18 protein-coding genes and 1 pseudogene are annotated in these 24,275 nt (G+C 72.8%); 11 read left to right on the forward strand and 8 right to left on the reverse strand.

The genetic code is table 11. The features are described 5' to 3' along the window. Nucleotides 1-107 precede the first annotated feature (107 nt). The 5 genes from ACWCPN_RS02870 (at nucleotide 108) to rbsD (ending at nucleotide 5,970) form a co-directional block, all read left to right on the forward strand. Nucleotides 108-1,136 (forward strand): LacI family DNA-binding transcriptional regulator, encoded by a 1,029-nt coding sequence (locus ACWCPN_RS02870; RefSeq protein WP_451202017.1) that lies wholly within the window; start codon nucleotides 108-110, stop codon nucleotides 1,134-1,136. Beyond that, nucleotides 1,133-2,653 (forward strand): sugar ABC transporter ATP-binding protein, encoded by a 1,521-nt coding sequence (locus ACWCPN_RS02875; protein ID WP_451202019.1) that lies wholly within the window; start codon nucleotides 1,133-1,135, stop codon nucleotides 2,651-2,653. Before ACWCPN_RS02870 ends, ACWCPN_RS02875 begins: the two co-directional genes overlap by 4 nt. After that, nucleotides 2,643-4,592 (forward strand): ABC transporter permease/substrate-binding protein, encoded by a 1,950-nt coding sequence (locus ACWCPN_RS02880; protein WP_451202021.1) that lies wholly within the window; start codon nucleotides 2,643-2,645, stop codon nucleotides 4,590-4,592. The genes ACWCPN_RS02875 and ACWCPN_RS02880 overlap by 11 nt, the downstream gene beginning before the upstream one ends. A gap of 68 nt (nucleotides 4,593-4,660) precedes the next feature. Beyond that, a complete protein-coding gene (locus tag ACWCPN_RS02885) occupies nucleotides 4,661-5,584 on the forward strand; it encodes a ribokinase (RefSeq protein ID WP_451202023.1) in 924 nt (307 codons plus the stop codon). Then, entirely contained in the window at nucleotides 5,581-5,970 is a 390-nt protein-coding gene (gene rbsD, locus ACWCPN_RS02890) for a D-ribose pyranase (RefSeq protein WP_451202025.1), read from the forward strand. Before ACWCPN_RS02885 ends, rbsD begins: the two co-directional genes overlap by 4 nt. Nucleotides 5,971-6,173: 203 nt before the next feature. Here rbsD and ACWCPN_RS02895 read toward each other — a convergent pair whose 3' ends face one another. From ACWCPN_RS02895 to ACWCPN_RS02905, 3 genes are read right to left on the reverse strand one after another with little or no spacing between them, the layout of a single operon-like run. Further along, nucleotides 6,174-6,974, reverse strand: a complete 801-nt coding sequence (locus tag ACWCPN_RS02895; protein WP_451202278.1) for a sugar phosphate isomerase/epimerase family protein — start codon at nucleotides 6,972-6,974, stop codon at nucleotides 6,174-6,176. Nucleotides 6,975-7,021: 47 nt separating this feature from the next. Further along, nucleotides 7,022-8,173 carry a dihydrodipicolinate synthase family protein gene (locus ACWCPN_RS02900; RefSeq protein WP_451202026.1) on the reverse strand — a complete coding sequence of 384 codons (1,152 nt, stop codon included), beginning with the start codon at nucleotides 8,171-8,173 and terminating at the stop codon, nucleotides 7,022-7,024. After that, a complete protein-coding gene (locus ACWCPN_RS02905; protein WP_451202028.1) occupies nucleotides 8,170-9,321 on the reverse strand; it encodes a Gfo/Idh/MocA family protein in 1,152 nt (383 codons plus the stop codon). The genes ACWCPN_RS02900 and ACWCPN_RS02905 overlap by 4 nt, the downstream gene beginning before the upstream one ends. Before the next feature lie 278 nt (nucleotides 9,322-9,599). Between ACWCPN_RS02905 and ACWCPN_RS02910 the strand changes: the two genes are divergently transcribed. The 4 genes and pseudogenes from ACWCPN_RS02910 to ACWCPN_RS02925 all read left to right on the forward strand — a co-directional run bounded on the left by ACWCPN_RS02910 (nucleotide 9,600) and on the right by ACWCPN_RS02925 (nucleotide 13,735). Continuing rightward, nucleotides 9,600-10,670 carry a LacI family DNA-binding transcriptional regulator gene (locus tag ACWCPN_RS02910; protein WP_451202029.1) on the forward strand — a complete coding sequence of 357 codons (1,071 nt, stop codon included), beginning with the start codon at nucleotides 9,600-9,602 and terminating at the stop codon, nucleotides 10,668-10,670. A 232-nt stretch (nucleotides 10,671-10,902) separates the two neighbouring features. Then, nucleotides 10,903-11,397: pseudogene (locus ACWCPN_RS02915) on the forward strand (GNAT family N-acetyltransferase); the annotation flags it as partial. 16 nt (nucleotides 11,398-11,413) lie between these two features. Next, nucleotides 11,414-12,214 carry a sugar phosphate isomerase/epimerase family protein gene (locus ACWCPN_RS02920; protein WP_451202031.1) on the forward strand — a complete coding sequence of 267 codons (801 nt, stop codon included), beginning with the start codon at nucleotides 11,414-11,416 and terminating at the stop codon, nucleotides 12,212-12,214. 273 nt (nucleotides 12,215-12,487) lie between these two features. Further along, a complete protein-coding gene (locus ACWCPN_RS02925) occupies nucleotides 12,488-13,735 on the forward strand; it encodes an MFS transporter (RefSeq protein ID WP_451202032.1) in 1,248 nt (415 codons plus the stop codon). 306 nt (nucleotides 13,736-14,041) lie between these two features. Here the strand turns inward: ACWCPN_RS02925 and ACWCPN_RS02930 are convergent, their stop codons facing one another. After that, complete coding sequence (locus ACWCPN_RS02930) at nucleotides 14,042-15,877, reverse strand: glycoside hydrolase family 3 protein (protein WP_451202033.1); 1,836 nt, start codon at nucleotides 15,875-15,877, stop codon at nucleotides 14,042-14,044. A 353-nt stretch (nucleotides 15,878-16,230) separates the two neighbouring features. Here ACWCPN_RS02930 and ACWCPN_RS02935 point away from each other — a divergent pair, with 353 nt between their 5' ends. Beyond that, nucleotides 16,231-16,875 (forward strand): dihydrofolate reductase family protein, encoded by a 645-nt coding sequence (locus ACWCPN_RS02935; protein WP_199210635.1) that lies wholly within the window; start codon nucleotides 16,231-16,233, stop codon nucleotides 16,873-16,875. A 75-nt stretch (nucleotides 16,876-16,950) separates the two neighbouring features. Here the strand turns inward: ACWCPN_RS02935 and ACWCPN_RS02940 are convergent, their stop codons facing one another. The 4 genes from ACWCPN_RS02940 to ACWCPN_RS02955 form a co-directional block, all read right to left on the reverse strand. Then, nucleotides 16,951-18,372, reverse strand: coding sequence for a S28 family serine protease (locus ACWCPN_RS02940; RefSeq protein WP_451202035.1), 1,422 nt, complete (start codon nucleotides 18,370-18,372; stop codon nucleotides 16,951-16,953). 144 nt (nucleotides 18,373-18,516) lie between these two features. Then, the gene (locus tag ACWCPN_RS02945) at nucleotides 18,517-18,909 is read right to left on the reverse strand and encodes a hypothetical protein (RefSeq protein WP_199210637.1); all 393 of its coding nucleotides are present in this window, start codon (nucleotides 18,907-18,909) and stop codon (nucleotides 18,517-18,519) included. 126 nt (nucleotides 18,910-19,035) lie between these two features. Further along, complete coding sequence (locus ACWCPN_RS02950; protein ID WP_451202037.1) at nucleotides 19,036-22,770, reverse strand: ABC transporter ATP-binding protein; 3,735 nt, start codon at nucleotides 22,768-22,770, stop codon at nucleotides 19,036-19,038. Nucleotides 22,771-22,894: 124 nt separating this feature from the next. Then, the gene (locus tag ACWCPN_RS02955) at nucleotides 22,895-23,818 is read right to left on the reverse strand and encodes a serine hydrolase (RefSeq protein ID WP_199210638.1); all 924 of its coding nucleotides are present in this window, start codon (nucleotides 23,816-23,818) and stop codon (nucleotides 22,895-22,897) included. A gap of 72 nt (nucleotides 23,819-23,890) precedes the next feature. Between ACWCPN_RS02955 and ACWCPN_RS02960 the strand changes: the two genes are divergently transcribed. Further along, nucleotides 23,891-24,262, forward strand: a complete 372-nt coding sequence (locus ACWCPN_RS02960; RefSeq protein WP_451202038.1) for a hypothetical protein — start codon at nucleotides 23,891-23,893, stop codon at nucleotides 24,260-24,262. Nucleotides 24,263-24,275 lie beyond the last annotated feature (13 nt).

The raw sequence follows: 24,275 nt of genomic DNA on the forward strand, positions 1-24,275 counted from the left end.
TCAGGAACCCGGCGGGGGGTTGATTTACGTCCGTGTAATCGATTCCAATCCTTCGTGCATGTCGATGTAATCGATTCCATGAGTTCCACAAGGAGGTGGAGCCCGCGATGGCGAGCATCAAGGACGTCGCCGCCGCGGCGGGCGTCTCGGTCGCCACGGTGTCGCGCGTCCTGAACGAGCACCCGTCGGTCAGCGCGGACGCACGCATGCGCGTGCTGGCCGCCGTCGAGGCGCTGGGCTACCGTCCCAACGCCGTCGCCCGTTCCCTGCGCACCGACCAGACCCGCACCCTCGGCCTGGTCATCAGCGACGTCATGAACCCGTACTTCACCGAGCTGGCCCGCTCCGTCGAGGAGGAGGCCCGCGCGCTCGGCTACAGCGTGATCATCGGCAACGCGGACGAGCGGCCGGACCTTCAGGACCACCATGTGCGGACCCTGCTGGACCGGCGCATAGACGGCCTGCTGGTCTCCCCCACCGACGGCGGCTCCCCGCTGATGCTGGACGCCGCGCGCGCGGGGACGCCGATGGTCTTCGTCGACCGGTGGATCCCGGGCGTCGAGGTGCCCGTGGTGCGGGCCGACGGGCAGCGCGCCGTGCGGGATCTCGTCGCGCACCTGTACGGGCTCGGGCACCGGCGGCTGGCGATCATCTCCGGACCCGCGGCCACCACCACCGGCAGCGAACGCGTCGAGGCGTTCCGGGCCGCCCTGGCCGAGTACGGGCTGGACCTGCCGGACGCCTACACCGGTCAGGGCGACTTCCAGGCCGAGAGCGGCCGGCGGGTCACCGACGGCTTCCTCGACCTGCCGGAGCCGCCCGAGGCGGTCTTCGCCGCGGACAACCTGATGGCGCTCGGCGCCCTGGACGCGATCCGCGCGCGCGGGCTGCGCGTCCCGGACGACATCGCGCTCGCCGCGTTCGACGACATCCGCTGGTTCGTGCACACCGATCCGCCGGTCACCGCGATCGCCCAGCCCACGGGCGAGCTGGGCCGGGCGGCCGTCCGGGCCCTGGTGGACCGCATCGAGGGCCGGCCCGGCGAGTCCGTCACCCTCCCCGCCCGTCTCGTCGTGCGCCGCTCGTGCGGCGCGCCCCCCGCCGAGAACCCCGTAACGAACAGGAGCGAGTCGTGAGCGACCAGGACGAGTTGCTGCGCATCGAGGGCATCCGGAAGACCTTCCCCGGCGTGGTGGCGCTGGACGGCGTCGACTTCTCCCTGCGCCGGGGCGAGGTGCATGTGCTGCTCGGCGAGAACGGCGCGGGCAAGAGCACGCTGATCAAGATGCTCTCCGGCGCCTACACGCCCGACGGCGGGCGGATCGTCGTCGGCGGCGAGGAGGTCCGCATCCACGGTGCGCAGGACTCCGAACGCCTCGGGATCGCCACCATCTACCAGGAGTTCAACCTCGTTCCCGACCTGACGGTCGCCGAGAACATCTTCCTCGGCCGGCAGCCGCGCCGGTTCGGGATGATCGACCGGAAGCGGATGGAGGCCGACGCCGAGGTCCTGCTGAAGCGGGTCGGCGTGAACGTGTCCCCCCGCGCGCGGGTGCGCGAACTCGGCATCGCGCGCCTGCAGATGGTCGAGATCGCCAAGGCGCTCAGCCTGGACGCGCGCGTACTGATCATGGACGAGCCGACCGCCGTGCTCACCTCCGAGGAGGTCGACAAGCTCTTCCGGATCGTGCGCCAACTGCGCGAGGACGGCGTGGGGATCGTGTTCATCACCCACCACCTGGAGGAGATCGCCGCCCTCGGCGACCGGGTCACCGTCATCCGGGACGGCAGGAGCGTCGGACAGGTCCCGGCCGCCACCCCGGAGGCCGAGCTGGTCCGGCTCATGGTGGGCCGCTCCATCGAGCAGCAGTACCCGCGCGAACGGGCCGACCGGGGCGACGCGCTGCTCAGCGTGGAGGGCCTGACCCGGGACGGCGTCTTCCACGACGTCAGCTTCGAGGTGCACGCCGGTGAGGTGGTCGGCGTCGCCGGGCTGGTCGGCGCCGGCCGTACCGAGGTCGTCCGGGCGGTGTTCGGGGCGGACCGGTACGACAAGGGGGCCGTGAAGGTCGCCGGTACGGCCCTGAAGGGGCACGACGTCAACGCCGCCATGGCGGCCGGCGTGGGACTGATCCCGGAGGACCGCAAGGGCCAGGGGCTGGTGCTCGACCAGTCGGTCGAGGAGAACCTGGGCCTGGTCACCATGCGCGCCGCCACGCGCGCGGGACTCGTCGACCTCAAGGGCCAGCGCGAGGCCGCCGCGAGGATCGCGGGGCAGCTCGGCGTGCGGATGGCCGGACTCGGTCAGCACGTGCGGACCCTGTCCGGCGGCAACCAGCAGAAGGTCGTCATCGGCAAGTGGCTGCTGGCGGACACCAAGGTGCTGATCCTCGACGAGCCGACGCGCGGCATCGACGTCGGCGCCAAGGTCGAGATCTACCAGCTCATCAACGAACTGACCGCGGCCGGTGCCGCCGTACTCATGATCTCCAGCGATCTGCCCGAGGTGCTCGGCATGAGCGACCGGGTGCTGGTGATGGCCCAGGGCCGGATCGCGGGCGAACTGTCCGCCGACGAGGCCACCCAGGACTCCGTGATGGCACTCGCCGTCAGCAACCCCACGACCGACAGGGAGGCCGCTCGTGGCCACTGACACGCTCAAGAGCACGACGGGCGCCGGTGGCGCCACGGCGGTGCGCCGGCTGCTCCTGGAGAACGGCGCGCTGACCGCGCTGATCGTCCTCGTCATCGCCATGTCGGCGCTGTCGGGCGACTTCCTGACCACCGACAACCTGCTCAACGTCGGCGTCCAGGCGGCCGTGACCGCCGTCCTCGCCTTCGGCGTCACCTTCGTCATCGTCTCGGCGGGCATCGACCTGTCGGTCGGCTCGGTGGCGGCATTGTCGGCCACCGTGCTCGCCTGGACCGCCACGTCGCACGGCGTACCGGTCGTCGTGGCGGTACTGCTGGCCGTCGTGACCGGCATCGCCGCCGGACTCGTCAACGGCTTCCTCATCGCGTACGGCAAGCTCCCGCCGTTCATCGCGACGCTCGCCATGCTCTCGGTGGCCCGCGGTCTGTCCCTGGTGATCTCCGGCGGCTCCCCGATCCCCTTCCCCGACTCCGTCTCGCACCTCGGGGACACGCTCGGCGGCTGGCTGCCGGTGCCGGTCCTCGTGATGATCGTGATGGGCCTGATCGCCGCCCTCGTGCTCGGCCGGACCTACATCGGCCGCTCGATGTACGCGATCGGCGGCAACGAGGAGGCCGCGCGGCTGTCCGGCCTGCGGGTGAAGAGGCAGAAGCTCGCCATCTACGCCCTGTCCGGCGTGTTCGCGGCCGTCGCGGGTGTCGTGCTCGCCTCCCGGCTGTCCTCCGCGCAGCCCCAGGCCGCCGACGGCTACGAGCTGGACGCGATCGCCGCGGTCGTGATCGGCGGTGCCTCGCTCGCGGGCGGCACCGGCAAGGCGTCCGGCACGCTGATCGGCGCGCTGATCCTCGCGGTGCTGCGCAACGGCCTGAACCTGCTGAACGTCTCGGCCTTCTGGCAGCAGGTCGTCATCGGCGTCGTGATCGCGCTGGCCGTCCTCTTCGACACGCTGCGCCGCAAGGCGGGGGCGGCCCCGGCGGCGGCCGGCGCCTCTCCCGGCGGCAAGGGCAGGCAGGCGGGGACGTACGCGCTCGCGGCGGTCGTCACCGTGGCGATCGTCGGCGCGACCTCGTTCCTGCACAACGGCTCCTCCTCGTCCACGAACCCGAAGATGGGCCTGTCCCTGTCCACCCTCAACAACCCCTTCTTCGTGCAGATCCGGGCGGGCGCCCAGGCCGAGGCGAAGAAGCTGGGCGTGGACCTCACGGTCACCGACGCGCAGAACGACGCCTCCCAGCAGGCCAACCAGCTCCAGAACTTCACCAGCTCCGGGCTCGGGGCGATCATCGTCAACCCGGTGGACTCCGACGCGGCCGGCAACTCCGTGAAGGCCGCCGGCAAGGCGGGGATCCCGGTCGTCGCCGTGGACCGCGGGGTCAACAAGGCGACCGTGGACACCCTGGTGGCCTCGGACAACGTGGCAGGCGGTGAACTGGCCGCGAAGACGGTCGCCGAGAAGCTCGGTGGCAAGGGCAGGATCGTCATCCTGCAGGGCCAGGCGGGCACCTCCGCCGCGCGCGAGCGGGCGGCGGGCTTCGCCCGGGGGCTGAAGTCCTACCCGGGCATCCAGGTCCTGGCCCAGCAGCCGGCCGACTTCGACCGGACCAAGGGGCTCGACGTGATGTCGAACCTGCTGCAGGCCCACCCCGACGTGCAGGGCGTCATCGCCGCCAACGACGAGATGGCCCTCGGCGCGATCAAGGCGCTGGGCGCCAAGGCCGGCCGGTCGGTCCAGGTGGTCGGCTTCGACGGCACCCCGGACGGATTGAAGGCGGTCGAGGGCGGCACGCTGTACGCGTCCGTGGCGCAGCAGCCCAGCCAGCTCGGCCGGATCGCGGTCGACAACGCGCTGAAGGCGGTCCAGGGCAAGAAGGTCGGGGCTGCCGTCAAGGTGCCGGTGAAGGTGGTCACGAAGCAGAACGTGGCCGGGTTCACCGGCTGACATCGGCGAGCGGGCGGGCGGTCCTCGGGGACCGCCCGCCCCGGTCATCTCTCAGGGGAGTCAATTCCATGTACGACTACGACCTCCTGGTCGTGGGTTCGGCCAACGCCGACCTGGTGATCGGGGTCGAGCGGCGGCCGGCCGCCGGCGAGACGGTGCTGGGCGGCGACCTGGCCGTCCATCCGGGCGGCAAGGGCGGCAACCAGGCGGTCGCGGCCGCCCGGCTCGGCGCGCGTACGGCCCTGCTGGCCCGGGTCGGCGACGACGCGCACGGCCGGCTGCTGCTGGACGCGCAGCGGGCGGCCGGGGTGGACACGGCGGGCGTGCTGGCGGGCGGGGCGCCGACCGGTGTCGCGCTGATCACCGTCGACCCGTCCGGGGACAACAGCATCGTGGTGTCGCCCGGTGCCAACGCCCGGCTCACCCCGGCGGACGTGCGGCGGGCCGCCGGTCTGCTGCGCGCCTCGCGGGTGGTGTCGGCGCAGCTGGAGATCCCGCTGGAGACGGTCGTGGAGGTCGTGCGGAACCTGGCGGACGGCAGCCGGTTCGTGCTGAACCCGTCCCCGCCGCGCGAGCTGCCCGCGGAGGTGCTGGCGGCCTGCGATCCGCTGATCGTCAACGAGCACGAGGCCCGGGTGCTCCTCGGTGCGCGGGGCGCGAGCGGTGAACCGGCGGACTGGGCACCCCTGCTGCTGGCCCGGGGACCCCGTTCGGTGGTGGTGACGCTCGGCGCGGCCGGAGCGCTGGTGTGCGACTCCTCCGGTGTGACCCGGGTGCCGTCGGTGCGGGTGGACGCGGTGGACACGACCGGCGCGGGCGACGCGTTCACGGCGGCCCTGGCCTGGAAGCTGGGATCGGGCGCGGCGCTGCCGGCGGCGGCGGCCTACGCGGCCCTGGTGGGCGCGGCGGCGGTGACGCGGCGGGGCGCGCAGGAGTCGTACCCGACGGCGGCCGAGGCCGAGGCGCTCGGTGAGCGGGGCGGTGACCGGTGAAGCGGGCGGGGATCCTCAATCGTCATCTGGCCGGTGCGCTGGCCGCGCTGGGACACGGCGACGGGGTGCTGGTGTGCGACGCGGGCATGCCGATACCGGACGGGCCGCGCGTGGTGGACCTCGCCTTCCGCGCGGGCGTGCCCTCGTTCGCGGAGGTCCTGGACGGGCTGCTGGCCGAGCTGGTGGTGGAGGGGGCCACGGCCGCCGAGGAGGTGCGGGCCGCCAACCCGGCGGCCGGCGCGCTGCTGGACGGCCACTTCCCGGAGCTGGCGCTGGTGCCGCACGAGCGGCTGAAGGCGCTGTCGGCGGGGGCCCGGCTGGTGGTGCGCACCGGGGAGGCGCGGCCGTACGCGAACGTGCTGCTGCGGTGCGGGGTGTTCTTCTAGTACCCCGGGTTCCGGGGCCTCGGGCGGCGGCGCCCGGACGTTTCGAGGGGGTGCGCCCGGTCCGTCGACCGGGCGCACCCCCTCGGCTTTCCCCTCCGTGCCGGAACTCCTCGAATCCCCCCCGGGTTCCCTCCCCAGAAGTTCCGGACGACGAGTTCGACACGGGATGCGGAAGGAGGGTTGTACGGGATCCGGAATTTTTTTCACCGGATCACATGGGCGACGAACCGCTCCGCCGTCTCGGCCAGCACCGCGCGGCCGTCGCGGGCCCACAGTCCCTCGTTGAACAGCTCGACCTCGATGGGTCCGGTGTAGCCGGCCGACTCCACGTACCCCTTCCACTCCCGCATGTCGATCGCGCCGTCGCCGATCTGCCCGCGGCCGTTGAGGACGCCCTCGGGAAGCGGAGTGGTCCAGTCGGCGAGCTGGAAGGTGTGGATACGGCCGCCCGCGCCGGCGCGGGCGATCTGCCCGGGCGCCCGGTCGTCCCACCACAGGTGGTAGGTGTCCACGGTCACGCCCACCTGGTGCGCGGGGAAGCGCTCGGCGAGGTCCAGGGCCTGGGCGAGGGTGGAGACCACGCAGCGGTCGGACGCGTACATGGGGTGCAGCGGTTCGATGGCGAGCCGTACGCCGTGCTCCCCGGCGTACGGTCCGAGTTCCGCGAGGGCCTCCGCGATGCGCTCGCGGGCCGCCCGCAGGTCCTTCGAGCCGGACGGCAGGCCCCCGGAGACGAGGACGAGGGTGTCGGTGCCGAGGGCGGCCGCCTCGTCGATCGCCCGGCGGTTGTCGGCGAGGGCCGCCGCCCGCTCCCCGGGGCTCGTCGCCGTGAGGAAGCCGCCCCGGCACAGGGTGGTGACCGTCAGACCCGCGTCCCGGACCAGCTTGGCGGTCGCCTCCACGCCGTACGACCGGACGGGTTCGCGCCACAGGCCGACGCCCGGCACGCCCAACCGGACGCAGGCGTCGGCCAGTTCCGGCAGGGAGAGCTGCCTGACCGTCATCTGGTTGATGGAGAAGCGGGCGAGATCGGTGCGGGCGAGACCGGTGCTCACTGGTTCACCCCGTACAGCGACAGCAGGTTCCGCATGCGCTCCTCGGCCTGTTTCGGGTCGGGGAACAGGCCCAGACCGTCGGCGAGTTCGTAGGCGCGGGCGAAGTGCGGCAGGGAGCGGGCGGACTGCAGGCCGCCCACCATAATGAAGTGGCTCTGGTGACCGGCCAGCCAGGCCAGGAACACGACTCCGGTCTTGTAGAAGCGGGTCGGGGCCTGGAAGAGGTGACGGGACAGGGCCACGGTCGGATCGAGCAGGGCGCGGAAGCCGGCGGTGTCGCCCGTGTCCAGGACCCGTACCGCCTCCGCCGCCAGCGGACCGAGCGGGTCGAAGACGCCGAGCAGGGCGTGGCTGCAGCCCTGCTCGTCGCCCGCGATCAGCTCGGGGTAGTTGAAGTCGTCGCCGGTGTAGCAGCGGACGCCCCGCGGGAGCCGGCGGCGCAGGCCGACCTCGCGCCCGGCGTCCAGGAGGGAGACCTTGATGCCGTCGACCTTGCCGGGGTGGGCGGCGACGACCTCCAGGAGGGTCTCGGTGGCCGCGTCGAGGTCGGACGAGCCCCAGTAGCCCTCCAGCGCCGGGTCGAACATGGGGCCGAGCCAGTGCAGGACCACCGGCTCGGTGGCCTGGCGCAGGAGGTGGCCGTAGACCTCCAGGTAGTCCTCGGGGCCGCGGGCGGCGGACGCCAGTGCCCTGGACGCCATCAGGACGGCCTGCGCGCCCGCCTCCTCGACGACCGCGAGCTGCTCCTCGTAGGCCGCGCGGATGCCGGCGAGGGTGCCGCCGGTGAGCTGGTCGGTGCCGACGCCGCAGGCGATGCGGCCGCCCACCGCCCGGGCCTCCGCCGCCGAGCGGCGGATCAGCTCGGCGGCGCCCGCCCAGTCCAGGCCCATGCCGCGCTGGGCGGTGTCCATCGCCTCGGCGACACCGAGACCGTGGGACCACAGATGGCGCCGGAAGGCGAGGGTGGCGTCCCAGTCGACGGCGGCGGGCGAGTCGGGGGTGGTGTCGGCGAACGGGTCGGCCACGACGTGCGCCGCCGAGAAGACCGTGCGGGAGGTGAGCGGGGTGCCGGGGGTGAGCGTGAGCGGCTCGGTCCTGGGCTCGTAGGTCCGCAGGGCCCCGTCCGCGGCCGGGAGTCGGATGGTCACAGGGAGATCTCCGGCACCTCGAGACGGCGGCCCTCGGCCGAGGACCGCAGGCCCAGCTCGGCGAGCTGGACGCCGCGGGCGCCGGCCAGCAGGTCCCAGTGGTACGGGGTGCCGGTGTGCACGTGCCTGAGGAACAGCTCCCACTGGGCCTTGAAGCCGTTGTCGAACTCCTGGTTGTCCGGGACCTCCTGCCACTGGTCGCGGAAGACCTCGGTGGCGGGGACGTCCGGGTTCCAGACCGGCTTGGGGGTGACCGAGCGGTGCTGGACGCGGCACCCGCGCAGGCCGGCGACCGCGGAGCCCTCGGTGCCGTCGACCTGGAACTCGACCAGTTCGTCGCGGTTGACGCGCACCGCCCAGGAGGAGTTGATCTGGGCGATCGCGCCGCCCTCGAGCTCGAAGACGCCGTACGCGGCGTCGTCCGCCGTCGCGTCGTAGGGCTTGCCGTTCTCGTCCCAGCGCTGCGGGACATGGGTGGTGGCCAGCGCCTGGACGGAGGTCACCCGGCCGAACAGCTCGTGCAGGACGTACTCCCAGTGCGGGAACATGTCGACGACGATGCCGCCGCCGTCCTCGGCGCGGTAGTTCCAGGAGGGGCGCTGGGCCTCCTGCCAGTCGCCCTCGAAGACCCAGTAGCCGAACTCGCCCCGGACGGACAGGATCCGGCCGAAGAAGCCGCCGTCGACGAGCCGCTTCAGCTTGAGCAGTCCCGGCAGGAAGATCTTGTCCTGGACGACGCCGTGCCTGACGCCCTTCTGCGTTGCCAGCCGGGCGAGTTCGAGCGAGCCGTCGAGTCCGGTGGCGGTGGGCTTCTCGGTGTAGACGTGCTTGCCCGCCGCGATCGCCTTGCGGACGGCGTCCTCGCGGGCGGAGGTGACCTGGGAGTCGAAGTAGATGTCGACGCCCGGGTCGGCGAGCACCGCGTCCAGGTCGGTGGAGACGTGCTCCAGACCGTGCCGGCCGGCGATCTCCCGGAGGGCGTGCTCGCGGCGGCCGAGCAGGATCGGCTCGGGCCACAGCACGGTGCCGTCGCCGAGGTCGAGGCCGCCCTGCTCGCGCAGGGCGAGGATCGACCGGACGAGGTGCTGGCGGTAGCCCATGCGTCCGGTCACGCCGTTCATGGCGATGCGCACCGTCTTGCGTGTCACGTGAGTCCCCTTCGTAACGCCGGTACGGCCTTGGTCGGCGGGGCCGGCGTCGTCGTCATCAGCCAGGGCAGCAAGCGCTTTCTGCGACGAGAAGCTAGCCTCTGCACCGTCGTCAGGACAAGACCGTGTCCTCTTCGAGTTGTTCGAGGGGGCGAACAAACCGCCTGGTTGGCCTTATGGTCTGCTCGGCACGCACGGAACCGTGACCGTGCCCGGCCTGTCTACGAGGACGTACGAGCACCAATGCGCGACAGCCCGCGCGACCGGAGGACGACGAGATGACGGTGACCCTGGCGGACGTGGCGGCCCGCGCACAGGTCTCCCCCGCGACGGTTTCGCGCGTACTGAACGGCAACTACCCGGTGGCCGCGTCCACCCGGGATCGGGTGCTGCGGGCGGTCGACGAGCTGGACTACGTCCTCAACGGCCCGGCCAGCGCGCTGGCGGCGGCCACCTCCGACCTCGTGGGCATCCTCGTCAACGACATCGCGGACCCGTTCTTCGGGATCATGGCGAGCGCGATACAGGCCGAGATCGGGGGGCCGGGTGGCCGGGCGGGCGGTGAGCGGCTGGCGGTCGTGTGCAACACCGGCGGTTCACCGGAGCGGGAGCTGACGTACCTCACCCTGCTGCAGCGGCAGCGGGCCGCGGCGGTGGTGCTGACCGGCGGGGCCGTGGAGAGCGAGCCGCACGCGGCGGCCGTCTCGGCCAAGCTGCGCAAGCTGGCGGAGGCCGGGACCCGGGTGGTGCTGTGCGGGCGGCCGCCGGCCGCGGACACCGACGCCGTCGCGCTGACCTTCGACAACCGAGGTGGCGCCCGCGCCCTGACGGACCACCTCATCGGGCTCGGGCACCGGCGGCTCGGCTACATCGCGGGCCCCGAGGAGCGCACCACCACCCGGCACCGGCTGGAGGGCCACCGCGCCGCGCTCGAGGCGGCCGGGGTCGAGGAGGACCCGCGGTGGACGGTGTACGGCCGCTACGACCGCCGGTCCGGTCACGAGGCCACGCTGGAGCTGCTGCGCCGGGACCCGTCACTGACGGCGATCGTCGCCGCGAACGACTCCGTCGCGCTGGGCGCGTGTGCCGCGCTGCGGGAGTCGGGGCTGCGGATCCCCGAGGACGTCTCGGTGGCCGGCTTCGACGACCTGCCGTTCAGCGTCGACGCGGTGCCTGCGCTGACGACGGTGCGGTTGCCGCTGTCCGAGGCGGGTGCGCGGGCGGGGCGCATCGCCATGGGCCGTGAGGAGGCTCCGCCCGGGGGGATCGCTTCGGTGCGGGGGGAGTTGATGGTGCGGGGGTCCTCCGGGGTTCCGCGGGGGTCCTCCGGGGGGTCGCGGGGCGCCTAGTCGCTCGGGGGCTTGGGGGGTTCGGCGGGTGCGGGTGGGTGGGGCTGGTCGCGCAGTTCCCCGCGCCCCTTCTGGGGTGAGCGGTGACTATTGGGTGCCCAGTCGCTCGGGCGCCGGGCGGGTGCGGGTCCGTGAGGGCTGGTCGCGCAGTTCCGCGCCCCCATTGAGGTGAGCGGTATTTCTTCGGGGGCCTAGGCTCGGGGGCGTGGCTTCGAGGGTTTCCGACGAAGGCGACGGCGTGCTTCGCGCGCCGGTGGCCGGTGATCTCGGCTGGATCGTGCAGCGCAACGGCGCTCTGTACGCGGCCGAGTACGGCTGGAACGCGGAGTACGAGGGGCTGGTGGCGCGGATCGTCGCCGACTTCGCCGAGGACCACGACCCGCGTCTGGAGCGGGTGTGGATCGCCGAGCTGGACGGCCGGGCGGTGGGGTGCGTGATGTGTGTGCGGGACTCGGCTCCGGACACCGCGCGGCTGCGGCTGCTGCTGGTCGAGCCCTCGGCACGCGGGCACGGGATCGGCGACCGGCTGGTGCGCGCCGTCGTCGCCTTCGCGCGCGAGGCCGGCTACCGGGACCTGGTGCTGTGGACCAACGACGTGCTCAGCGGGGCCCGGCGCCTCTACCAGCGGCACGGCTTCGTGCTCGTCGCCGAGAAACCGCACCGTTCCTTCGGCAAGGATCTGGTCGGCCAGGACTGGCGGTTGGATCTCCGCGGATCGGGCACCTGACGAGTAGGGTCCGAGCATGAAGCTGGCGTTCTCCACTCTCGGTGTCCCCGGGCTGCCCGTCCCCGATGTCCTGGCGCTCGCGACCGCGCACGGTTACCACGGTGTGGAACTGCGCGCCCATCCCGAGGAGCCCGTGCACCCGGGTCTGTCCCCCGCCGAGCGGACGGAAACGGCCGCGCTGTTCAAAGCGGCCGGAATCGAACTGCTCGGCCTTGCCGGATACACACGCGTCGCCGCGCCCGGCGACGACACCCCCGTCCTCGACGACATCCGACTACTCCTGCAACTCGCCCACGATCTGGGCGCCCCGTTCGTCCGGGTCTTCCCCGGCGCCGACCCGGACCGGCCCCGCGAGGAGTCCGACGCCCTCGCGGCCCGGCGGCTCGGTGCCGCCGCCGAGGACGCCGCCGCGCTCGGCGTCCGGATCCTGCTGGAGACCCACGACTCGCACCGCACCGGCGCCGACCTGATCCGCGTGCTGGGCCCCGTCGGGCACCGGCAGGTGGGCGCGCTGTGGGACGTGATGCACACCTGGCTGGGCGGCGAGCAGCCCGCCGACAGCTACGCGGCGCTCGCCCCGCACCTCGGCTATGTCCAGGTCAAGGACATCTCCTCGGCCGAGGACAGCACCCCGCTGCCGCTCGGCGCGGGCGTCCTGCCGCTCACCGAATGCGTGGACGTACTGTGCCGCAACGGCTGGGACGGCTGGCTGTGCTGGGAGTACGAGAAGCGCTGGCACGAGTCCGCCGCCCCGCTTCCCGACCTGCTGGCCGCGGGCCGCGACCACCTCGTACGCCTGCTCGGCGAGGCGGCCTAGGGGAGACGCCCCCTAGCGGAACCGGCCCCGTCCACGGCCGCCCGGCACGCGCGTCTCACCGCCCACTCCGTGGGTGGACACCCCGCGCCGGGCGGCCGCGCCGGGCGGTTGGGCGGGGTCCCGGCCGGCTCGTCGCTCTCGGTGAGCCGGTTCGGCGGCCCCCGGTGGAGCCCCTTCTCGCCGCCGGGCGGCGGTTAAATCGCTGGCCGGGGTCGGCGGGGGCGGTTAGCCTCCCCCGGTGATTGTGCAGCCCTCGCGTTCCCGTTCTCTCTCATGAGACTTCGCCGCTCGCTCATCGATGTGACGCCGCTGCGCACCTCCCCCGTCTTCCGGCGGCTGCTGATCGGCCGGACCGTGTCCGTGCTCGGCGGGATGATGACCATGGTGACGGTCATGTACCAGGTGTGGGACATGACCCGCAGTACGGCGTGGACCGGCGCGGTCGGGCTGGCGCAGGCGTTGCCGCTGGTGGTGTTCGGGCTGTTCGCGGGTGCCTGGGTGGACCGGGCGGACCGGCGCCGGATCTATCTGGCCGCCACCGTGGGCCAGGCCGCCTGCTCACTGCTGCTGGCCGTGCAGGGTTTCACCGGGCACGTCCCGGTGGTGGTCGTCCTCGCACTGGTCGCCGTGCAGTCGACGTTCGGCGCGCTCGGCGCCCCGGCGGCCGGCACGTTCGTCCCCCGGCTGCTGCCCCAGGAGCAGGTGGCCGCCGGGCTGGCCCTGAACATCGTCACCGGCCAGACGATGATGCTGCTCGGCCCGGCGCTGGCCGGTGTGCTGCTGGGCCGGCTGGGCATCGGCACCTGCTACCTGCTGGACGCGCTCAGCTTCGGGCTCGCCTTCTACGGTGCCTTCGGGCTGCCCGCGCTGCCGCCGGAGGGTGAGCCGTCGCGGGCGGGAGTGCACGGGGTGCTGGACGGGCTGCGGTTCCTCGCCGGGCACCGGGTGGTGCGGGGCGCGCTGATCACGGACCTGGCCGCCACCGTGCTGTCCTTCCCGGTCAGCCTGTTCCCGCTGGTCAACGCCGAACGGTTCGGCGACGACCCACGCACCCTGGGCCTGTTCCTGTCGGCCCTGGCGGTGGGCGGCGTCACCGCGACGACCCTGTCCGGCTCACTGACCCGGCTCGGCAAGCCCGGCGCGGTGATGCTGTGTGCCTCCGGCACCTGGGGCGTGGCACTGGTTCTGTTCGGGCTGTCGAGCAGCCCCTGGGCCGGTCTCGCCCTGCTCGTCGTCGCGGGGGCGGCGGACGCCACCGCGGTCGTCTCCCGCTCCACGATCGTGCAGACCCGTACCCCGGACGCGCTGCTCGGCCGGGTCACGGCGGCCGAGCAGATCGTCGGCCAGGCGGGCCCCAGCCTCGGCAACGTGCGCGGCGGCCTGCTCGCGGGCTTCAGCTCCGGGGCGACGGCCCTGGTCAGCGGCGGCCTGATGTGCGTCCTCGCGGTGGCGGCGGTCGCGGCGGCCACCCCCGAACTGCGGTCGGGGGCCGGCAAACTCACCGTTCCGGAGACATCCTGAGAGGGGCACGGCCGCTTCCCCGCGCCACTGAGGACGGCTGGGCTCCCCTGGGCACCCCCGTCCGGCGTGACCCCGAACCAGGGCCACGCCGGACACGGCGGACACGCAAGGCGCATTCCTCGTCGACGTCGTCCGCCGCCCCGCCCACCGGGCCGGTCCTGACGCCGGAGACGGCCGGCCCCCCGGGGGGGGGGCGGGGCGGCGAGCCGGCCGGGTCCGTCACCCGTCGGGCTCGCCCGGCCGAGTGCCGTGGGACGGCGGGGTTCCGCCGTCCACCGGCGAGTGCGTCCGGCGGGGTGCTTACGTCTAGTACGTCAGCCCGTACCCCAGGGGATACAGCTCCCGCGCCGGATCGTCCGCCCGCTGCACCGGCACCGGGAGCCTGCCGTGCGGCCCCACCCGGCCGGCGATCACCCGTGCGGCGGCGCGCAGTTCGACGTCGGTCCAGGAGTAGGTCGCCAGGAATCCCTTGACGGCGGGGAGCTGGGCGACGTCGTAGGGGTTCCGTACGGCGACGGCCACCACCGGCTTCCCGGTGGTGAGCAACTGCTCCACCAGGGTCCGCTGGCTGCTTGCCGCCGTCACGTTGTACGTGGCCACGACCACCGCGTCGGCGTCCCGCGCGGCCGTCACCGCCTTGCCGATGACCGTCGCGGAGGGCGCGGTGCCGGTGGACAGGGCGGTGGCGGTGAAGCCGAGTTCGGTGAGGGCGGCCGCCAGCACCGTGGTGGGCGGTCCCGTGGTGCCGGACGGGGAGGCCGGGTCGGCGCCGACGACGAGGACCCTGGGCCGGTCGCGGTGGTCGAGCGGGAGGACGCGGTCCTCGTTGACGAGCAGGGTCGTGGTGCGCTCGGCGATCCGGTCGGCGGCCGCCAGATGGGCCTTGGTGCCCACCGTGCGGTCGACGCCGGCCCCGGTGACGTAGGGCGGCCGGTCGAGGAGTCCGAGCCGGGCCTTCAGCCGCAGGATGCGCAGGATCGATTCGTCCAGCCGGGCCTCGGTCAGCTCGCCGTCCTGGACGGCCTTGAGGACCGCGTGCCACGCCACGTCGAGCGACGGCGGGTTGAGGAGCTGGTCGACACCGGCCTTCAGGGCGAGCACCGGCACGCGGTCGTCGCCGTACTTGGTGCGTACACCCTCCATGCCGAGCGAGTCGGTGACCACGACGCCGTCGTAGCCGAGTTCGCCGCGCAGGATGCCGGTCAGGATGGGGTGCGAGAGGGTGGCCGGGTCACCGGCGTCGTCCAGGGCCGGGAACTGCAGGTGCGCGGTCATGATCGAGTCGATGCCCGCCGCGATCGCCGCCCGGAAGGGCACCGCGTCCAGCCGCTCCCACAGCTCGCGGCTGTGCGTGATGACCGGGAAGCCGGTGTGGCTGTCGACGGCGGTGTCCCCGTGGCCGGGGAAGTGCTTGGCGGTCGCCGCGACCCGGGAGGCCTGGTAGCCCTTCACCTCGGCCGCCACCAGCCGGGCCACCGCCTCCGGGTCGGCCCCGAAGGACCGGACGCCGATGACCGGGTTGGCCGGGTTGACGTTCACGTCGGCGTCGGGGCTGTAGTCCTGGTTGATGCCCATGGCGCGCAGTTCGGCGCCGGAGACGCGGCCCAGGGTGTGGGCGTCGGCGGGGCGGCCGCCCGCGCCGATCGCCATGGCGCCCGGGAACAGCGTGGCCGGCGCGCCGACCCGGCAGACGATGCCGTGCTCCTGGTCGGTGGCGATGAGCACCGGCAGGCCCCGGGGCTGCTCCAGGGACGCGCGCTGGATGCCGTTGGACAGGTCGGCGATCTGGTGCGGGTCCCGGGTGTTGTGGGCCCAGGTGAAGTAGATGATGCCGCCGACCCGGTACTTCGCGATCAGCTCGGCGGCCGTGCGGACCCCGATCTCCGCGAGGTTGGCGTCGATGTCGGCCTGGTCGGGGGCGGTGGCGGAGTGGCCGTAGACCCGCATCACGAAGAGCTGGCCGACCTTCTCCTCCAGCGACATGCGGGAGATGAGGGCGCGCAGCCTGGTGTCGCCGGAGGCGGCAGCGTGGGCGGTGGCCGGTACGGTCAGCGCGGCGGTGATGCCCGCGGTGGCGGCGAGAACGGTCCGTCTGGACGGCCGCGGGGTGTTTCCCGTGCTTCCCGTGCTGCTGTGGTGCACGCGTGCTCCTTCCGGAGGACAACCGCTGAAGGAAACTTCCAAGGAGCCACCAATATCCGGGAAGTTTCTTTCCGTCAAGGGAACGCACAGGAAGCCGGGGTGAGGCCGCAGCCGGCAGTCGGGAGGGGGCGCGCCGACGGCGGCGGCCGCCCGGCCCGGTGCGGCGGAGAGGGTGCGCCGGCCTCGGGTCCGGAGCCGGCACCGCACCGCGGACCCGCCGGCGGTCCGGGCGTCGGACGGCCGCGGGGTCCGCGCGGGCGGACGGCCGCACGGGTGAGTTCTTCCCGCCGCACCGGTGAGTTCCGCCGGCGCGGGGAGTCTGCACCACAGTTGCCGACGACGCGGGAGGAACCATGGCTCAACTGCTGAGGGTGCAGAACTTCAATGTGTCCAGCGACGGGATCGCCGCCGGCGAGGACCAGAGTTTCGAGCGGCCCTTCGGCCTGCCCGGTGCCGAGCGCCTCTTCGGCTGGGCGGGCGCGACGGCGAGCTGGCCCAATCGCACCGACCCCGGGGGCAGCCGGGGGCTCGACGACTACTTCACGCGGGACTTCGCCAACGGCATCGGGGCGGAGATCATGGGCCGCAACAAGTTCGGGCCGCAGCGCGGGCCCTGGCAGGACTACGAGTGGCGCGGCTGGTGGGGCGACGAACCCCCTTTCCACACGCCGGTGTTCGTGATGACGCACCACCGGCGCCCCTCGTTCACGCTGTCGGACACCACGTTCCACTTCGTCGACGGCGACCCGGCGACGGTCCTGGAGCAGGCGCGCGAGGCGGCGCGGGGCGGGGACGTCCGGCTCGGCGGCGGGGTGACCACCGTCCGGGAGTTCCTCGACGCCGGTCTGGTGGACACCATGCACGTGGCGGTGTCGCCGGTGAAGTTCGGTTCGGGCCTCCGGCTCTGGGAGTCGCCGGAGGAGCTGCTGGACCGCTTCCACCTGGAGGTCGTGCCCAGCCCGAGCGGCGTGACGCACCACCTGTTCTGGCGGAGGTGACACCGGGGCGCCCGGCGCGGGTCGGGCGCCCCGGCGGTGCCGGCCCCTCCGTGTGGAGCGGCCGGCACCGGTGGATCAGGGACGCAGGCCGGGCTCGCGTTCCACGTCCCGTACGTCCAGCTTCGCGTCGTGGCGGGCCAGCGGCCTGGCCGCGGACGGGTCCGCCCGGACGGCGGCGGGCGCGACGCCCGCCCACTCCAGGATGCGGGCCGTGGCCAGCGCCTTCTGGTCGGGCACCAGGCCCGCCACATTGGCCCCGTGGTTCATGCCGGGGGCGGTGAAGACGTACGAGTCACGGGAGCCCGCGCCGACACGGAACCGCTCCGAACCCCAGGGGTCGTTCTCGCCGTAGACGAAGAGCATGTGCCGGGCGTGCCGCCGGACCCAGCCGTCCACGTCCCGCATCGCCTCCGGCTGGAAGCGCATGGGGATGGAACGGGGCACGAAGTTGCGCGGCGGCTGGTAGCCGTAGCGGATCAGCTTCTTCTCGATGTACGGGAAGTGGATGGTGGGCGCGCCGAGCTGGGTGCCCGCCTGGTAGTAGTACGGCGTGTACGTCTCCAGGCCCTGGTCGGTGTAGGCCGAGAAGCCGGAGATGGTGTCGACCGAGTCCCAGATCGCGTCGTCGGCCGCGGTCGCCGCGTCGGCGGGGATCGTGTCGCAGTCCTTCAGCAGGCTGTACTGCCAGAAGCCCCAGACGTAGTCGAGGACGACCGCCTCGTAGGCCTTGTCCAGGCCGCCGATGGTGTCGAAGGTGTAGCCGTTGTCCGCGGCGTACTGCGCGTACCTCTTCTCCAGCGGCTCGCGGCGCACCAGCGCCTCCCGCTGGACGGCGTTCAGCCGGTCCCGGCACTCCTTGGTTCCGACGCCCGCGAAGAACCGGTCGTACGCCGAGTCCTCCTTGTTGACGACGTCGTTGGGGGCGACGTAGGCGACCACGCCGTCCATGTCGCGCGGGTAGAAGCGCTCGAAGTAGGTGGCCGTCATGCCGCCCTTGGAGCCGCCGGTGGCCAGCCAGTTGGCGGAGTAGATCGGCTTCAGGGCCTGGTAGACCCGGTGCTGGTCACTGGCCGCCTGCCAGATGTCCAGCTTGGACCAGTCGGCCGGCGCGGGCCGGGACGGGGTGAAGAAGCGGTACTCCAGGGAGACCTGGTTGCCGTCCACGATCTGGGTGGGTTCCCGGCGGGACGGGGTGGTGGAGACGTTGTAGCCGCCGGTGTAGAAGACCGTCGGGCGGCTGGTGTCCTTGTGCAGCACGGTGATCCGCTGCTGGAAGGTGCCCTGCGACGGGTGCCGGTGGTCGACCGGCTGCGTGTAGTTCAGTACGAAGTACCGGTAGCCGGGGTACGGCTTCTCCTGGACCAGGCTCATGCCGGGTATCGCCAGGAGCCGGTCCTTGATGTCGGGCTCGGACTGGGCGGCGGTGGCCGCGCCCGCTGTGCTCAGCGTGCCTATGAAGACCGTGAGCGCCAGCAGCCATCTGAGCGCCTTGCGCATGCGCACTCTCCCCTGTGAGACAGATGTGCGCCGGAAGCTAGCGGAGCAACTGCCGTGACACCAGAGGGGGTTGTGCGATTTGGGGCGATCTGCGGTCAGATGGCCGTACGGATCAGGGGTTCAGGGGCCCGGGATCGCGGGAGTTCAGCACAGGAACCAGCCGGAGCTGACCGTGGCGCGGCCCACCGAGCCCCGCACCCACACGCAGCGCTGTCCGGCGTGCACGGTCACCGGGCCGGCGTGGTGCTTGAACCGGCCCGCGTCCACGACCGGCCGGTTGCCGCGGGCCTGGACGCTGACGGACATCAGTCGTCTGGCACCGGGGTGCCGGGCGACGGTGACGGCGCAGACGTAGCCGTTGCGCTTGTAGACGTGCACGACGCCGGCGCTGAAGGGCAGGGTGCGTACCTCGTGTCCGGCGCAGGAGCCGGCCGGGGCCGCCTGGGCGGCGCCGGGCACCGCGAGCGCGAGCGCGCCGGAGGCGGCCAGCGCGGCCGCGCCGAGCACCAGACGCCGGCGTATGGCACCACAGTCCATCGTCGTCCTCCCCGTACCGCGGTCGTACGTCCCCGGCATACGTCACCGACGACCGTACTGATGTACGGACGCAGGACATGTGTCGGATGGTTGCACGGTCGTCGGCGGGCCCGCCCTCCGGGGTGCTCAGCGGGTGGCGCCCACCGGCTCCTCCGGTTCGGACCGGCCGACGAAGGTCCGCCACAGCTCGGCGTAGTGGCCGCCCAGGGCCAGGAGTTCGTCGTGGGTGCCGTCCTCCACCACCCTGCCGTGGTCCATGACCACCACCCGGTCGGCGCGCGCGGCCGTGGTCAGCCGGTGCGCGACCACCAGCGTGGTGCGGCGGCCCGCCAGCCGGTCGGTGGCCTGGTTGACCTGGGCCTCGGTGGCCAGGTCCAGGGCGGCCGTGGCCTCGTCGAGGAGCAGGACGTCCGGGTCGACCAGTTCGGCGCGGGCGAGCGCGATGAGCTGGCGCTGGCCGGCCGAGAGGTTGCGGCCGCGTTCGGCGACCTCGTGCAGGTAGCCGCCGTCGAGCGTGGCGATCATCTCGTGGGCGCCGACCGCCCGCGCCGCCGCCTCGACCTCGGCGTCGGTGGCGTCGGGGCGGCCGTAGGCGATGGCGTCCCGGACGGTGCCCGGGAAGAGGTACGCCTCCTGCGGGACCACCCCGAGGCGGTGCCGGTACGAGGTCAGGTCCAGGGCGCGCAGATCCGTGCCGTCGGCCGTGACCCGGCCGGAGGTGGGGTCGTAGAACCGGGCCACCAGCTTCACCAGCGTGGACTTGCCGGCCCCGGTCTCACCGACGAAGGCGACCGTCTGCCCGGCCGGGATGGTGAGGGTGATGCCGGTCAGCGCCTCCTCCTCGGCGCCGTAGGCGAAGCGCACGTCCTCGAACGCGATGTCGCCGCGCAGGGAGGCGACCTCGCGGGGTTCGGCGGCGGAGCCGGTGGAGGTCGGCTCGCGCAGCAGCTCCTGGATGCGGCCGAGGGAGACGGTGGCCTGCTGGTAGCCGTCGAAGACCTGGGAGAGCTGCTGGACCGGGGCGAAGAACAGGTCGATGTAGAGCAGGTACGCCACCAGCGCGCCCGTGGTCAGCGTGGCCGCCTCCACCCGGCCGGCGCCGGTGATCAGCACGGCGGCCGCGGCGACCGAGGACAGCAGCTGGACGAAGGGGAAGTACACCGAGATCAGCCACTGGCCTCGGATACGGGCGGCGCGGTAGCTGTCGCTGCGCTCGGCGAACCTCCGGGCGCCGTCCGGCTCGCGCCGGAAGGCCTGCACGATCCGGAGTCCGGCCACCGACTCCTGCAGGTCCGCGTTGACCGCCGACACCCGCTCACGGGCGAGTTCGTAGGCCTTCACGCTGGCCCGGCGGAAGAAGAAGGTGGCGACGACCAGCGGGGGCAGGGTGGCGAAGACGACCAGGGCGAGCTGTACGTCGAGCACCAGCAGGGCGGCCATGATGCCGAAGAAGGTGACGACCGAGACGAACGCGGTGACCAGGCCGGTCTGCAGGAAGGTGGACAGGGCGTCGACGTCCGTCGTCATCCGGGTCATGATCCGGCCGGTCAGCTCGCGCTCGTAGTAGTCGAGGCCGAGCCGCTGGAGCTGGGCGAAGATCTTCAGCCGCAGGGCGTACAGCACGCGCTCGCCGGTGCGGCCGGTCATCCGGGTCTCGCCGATCTGCGCGGTCCACTGCACCAGCACGGTGAGCAGGCCCAGCAGTGAGGCCGCCCAGACCGCGCCGAGCGCCGCCCTGCTGACGCCCTGGTCGATGCCGTGCCGGATCAGCACCGGCAGCAGCAGGCCCGCACCCGCGTCCACGGCGACCAGCAGCAGGCTGACCAGCAGCGGCAGGCCGAAGCCGTGCAGCAGGCGGCGCAGGCCGTACGACTGCTCGGCGCGCACCGCGCGGGCCTCGTCGACGTCGGGGGTGTCGGTGGCCGGGGGCAGTGCCTCGACCTGGGCGAGGAGTTCGGGGGTGGCGGGGGTGCCGGCCATGGCCGCGTCCCTGGGCCGGCGCTCACCCGTCCACAGCCGGGGGGTGATGCCGGCCTCGGCGTCGAACTCGGCGTCCAGCTCCTCGCGGAGGCTGGTGTCCTCCTGCGGCGCGGCGGGGCCGGTGTGGCCCGGGGAGACGCCGCCCAGCTCGTCGGGGTCGGTCAGCAGCCGGCGGTACAGGGCGCAGCGCTCCTGCAGTTCCTCGTGGGTGCCGAGGTCGGCGAGCCGGCCGCCGTCCAGGACGGCGATGCGGTCGGCGAGGTTCAGGGTGGAGCGGCGGTGGGCGATGAGCAGGGTCGTCCGGCCCTCCATCACGTGCTTCAGCGCCTCGTGGATCTCGTGCTCCACGCGGGCGTCCACGGCGGAGGTGGCGTCGTCCAGGACCAGCAGGCGGGGGTCGGTGAGCAGGGCGCGGGCGAGCGCGACGCGCTGGCGCTGGCCGCCGGAGAGGGTCAGGCCGTGCTCGCCGACCTTGGTGTCGTAGCCCTGGGGCAGCTCGCCGATGAACCGGTCCGCCTGGGCGGCGCGGGCGGCGGCCTCGATCTCCTCCCGGGTGGCGTCCGGGCGGCCGTAGGCGATGTTCGCTCCGACGGTGTCGGAGAAGAGGAACGAGTCCTCGGGCACCAGGCCGATCGCGGACCTGAGCGAGTCCAGGGTCAGCTCGCGCACGTCGTGCCCGCCGATCAGGACGGCGCCCCGGGTGACGTCGTAGAAGCGCGGCAGGAGCAGGGAGACGGTGGACTTGCCGGAGCCGGAGGAGCCGACCACGGCCAGGGTCTCGCCGGACCGGATCTCGAAGCTGAGCCCGTCGAGAACGGAGCCGTCCCCGCTGCCGGGGGCGCCGTCGTATCCGAACGACACGTCGTCGAACTCGACGGTCGCGGGCGCGTCGGCCGGGAGGGTCTTCGTGCCGTCCTTCATGGTCGGCTCGGTGTCGATCAGCTCCAGCACGCGCTCGGTGCCGGCCCGGGCCTGCTGCCCGACGGTGAGCACCACGGCGAGCATGCGGACCGGGCCGACGAGCTGGGCGAGGTAGGTGGAGAAGGCGACGAAGGTGCCGAGCGTGATGTGGCCGCGTACGGCCAGCCAGCCGCCGAGGGCGAGCATGGCGACCTGGCCGAGGGCGGGCACCGCCTGCAGGGCCGGGGTGAACCTGCTGTTCAGCCGGATGGTGCGCAGCCGGCCCGCGAAGAGCCGGCGGCCGACCTCGCGCAGTTTCCCGGTCTCCTGCTCCTCCTGACCGAAGCCCTTCACCACCCGGACGCCGCTCACCGCGCCGTCCACCACACCGGCCACGGCGGCGGCCTGGGCCTGGGCGTACCAGGTGGCGGGGTGGAGCTTGCTGCGGCTGCGCTTGGCGATGGCGTACAGGGCCGGGGCCACGGCCAGGGCGACCAGGGTCAGCGGCAGCGACAGCCACGCCATGATCACCAGGGACATCACGAAGAGCAGGACGTTCCCGATCGTCATCGGGAGCATGAAGAGCAGGCCCTGGATGAGCTGGAGGTCGCTGGTGGCGCGGCCGACGACCTGCCCGGTGGACAGCTCGTCCTGGCGGCGGCCGTCGAGCCGGGTGATCGTGCCGTACATCTCGGTCCGCAGGTCGTGCTGGACGTCGAGGGCGAGCCGGCCGCCGTAGTAGCGGCGGATGTAGGTGAAGACGTAGACGAGGACGGCCGCGCCGAGCAGGGCCCCGGCCCAGACGGCCATGGAGCGGGTGTGGGCGCCGATCACGTCGTCGATGATCACCTTGGTGAACAGCGGGACGACGGCCATGACGGCCATGCCGCCGAGGGAGGAGCCGAGGGCGAGGACCACGTCCTTCGGATACCGCCAGGCGTAGCCCGCCAGTCGCCGTGCCCATCCCCGTTGCGCTGCCACGCCGGTGCCTTCCTGTCGTCCTGCTCTACCGGAAGGCACCAACGCCGGGGCGTGCGGATTTCATCCCCCTGCAACAAAGCGGGGCCGGGCACCGCGAACGTTACCCACGGGTAGTGGAGTCGCCTCAGCCCTGCGGCGGCACCGCCACGTACGCCTCGCTCGGCGTGCCGGTCGGGGTGTAGCGCGCCACGGCGGCCGTCGTCGGCACCAGGTCCTTGTGGATGGCCTTGGCGACGTTCTGGATGGTGGTGACGCCGTAGCTCATGGTGCTGTTGTCCTGCGTCAGCACGGACATCATGTAGTCGTGGCCGCCGCCGTTGAAGGTGCCGAGGCTGTGCACCCGCCAGCCGTGCGTGGCGCGCTCCAGCCAGCCGTTCTTCACGTGCACGGTGACCGTGGACGGCGCCCCGGCCGGCGTGCCCCAGCGCTGCGAGGAGACGACCTGGTTCATCAGCTTGAGGATGTAGGCGCGCGAGTTGTCGCTCAGCACGGTGTTCCTGGCGGTGACGAGCCTGAGCAGCTTCTGCTCGTCGGTGACGTTCTCCTGGGTCAGTCCCCAGTAGCCGTTCGCGCCGGGGACCGTCCTCGTCATCCCGGCGGCGGACAGGAAGCCCTTGATCTTCGTCAGGCCGAGCTGCTTCCAGAGCGTGCTGGTCGCGCTGTTGTCCGACTTGGTGATCATGGCCTTGGCGAGCGAGGCCTCACGGTCGGTCAGGTACCGGTCGTGCTTCTTGGCGTCCCACAGCAGCGTGGCAAGCACGGTGACCTTGACGGTGCTCGCCGAGTCGTAGGCGGTGGTGGCGCGCAGGGTGCAGGTGGTCTTGGTGGACCGGTCGTAGAGACCGATCGCGACGGTGCCCCTGCGGTTCGCGAGCGCCGCGGTGATGTCCTTCTTCAGCTTGTCGGCCAGGCCCGCCTTGGCGGACGTACAGCTGACGGTGGGCGCGGTCGCCGCCGCGGCCGGGGTGGCGGCGACCGCCGGTATGAGCACCACGGCGCCGAGGGCGGCCGCCAGCGCTCCGGTGCGTACGGATGTGCGGGAAGTCATGCATGCGTTGACTCACCGGGGCGGAGGACGGTTGTACGTGTGGCCGGTCACGGGGGTGGCAATACTCCTCCCATGCCGCAGACGGAAGGTCGACTGAAGCAGTCCGGGCGCCTGTTCGCGGCACTGGCCGTGCTGCGTCTCCTCGCCCGGGTGGACCGGGAACTCCTCACCCCGGACGCGGCGCCGAACGCGAAGGACAGCCCGGAGATACGCATCCGGCGCGTCAGGGGCGACCTGTACGAGATGCTCACGGCGGCCCGCCGGCACTGCGGCGGCGAGCACTGGAAGGCCGCGTCGGAGATATTCCGGTCGATACCGGGCTTTCTGACGGCCGGACCGGTCCCGCCGGGCAACATCAACGACGACGAGCTGGCGGAGCACCGTGCCGGTTACGACGCCCAGCTGGCCGAGTACCGCGAGAAGTTCCCCGGCCTGCTGAACTGACGTCTTTCCCCGA

Source organism: Streptomyces sp. NPDC002386 (assembly GCF_053593175.1).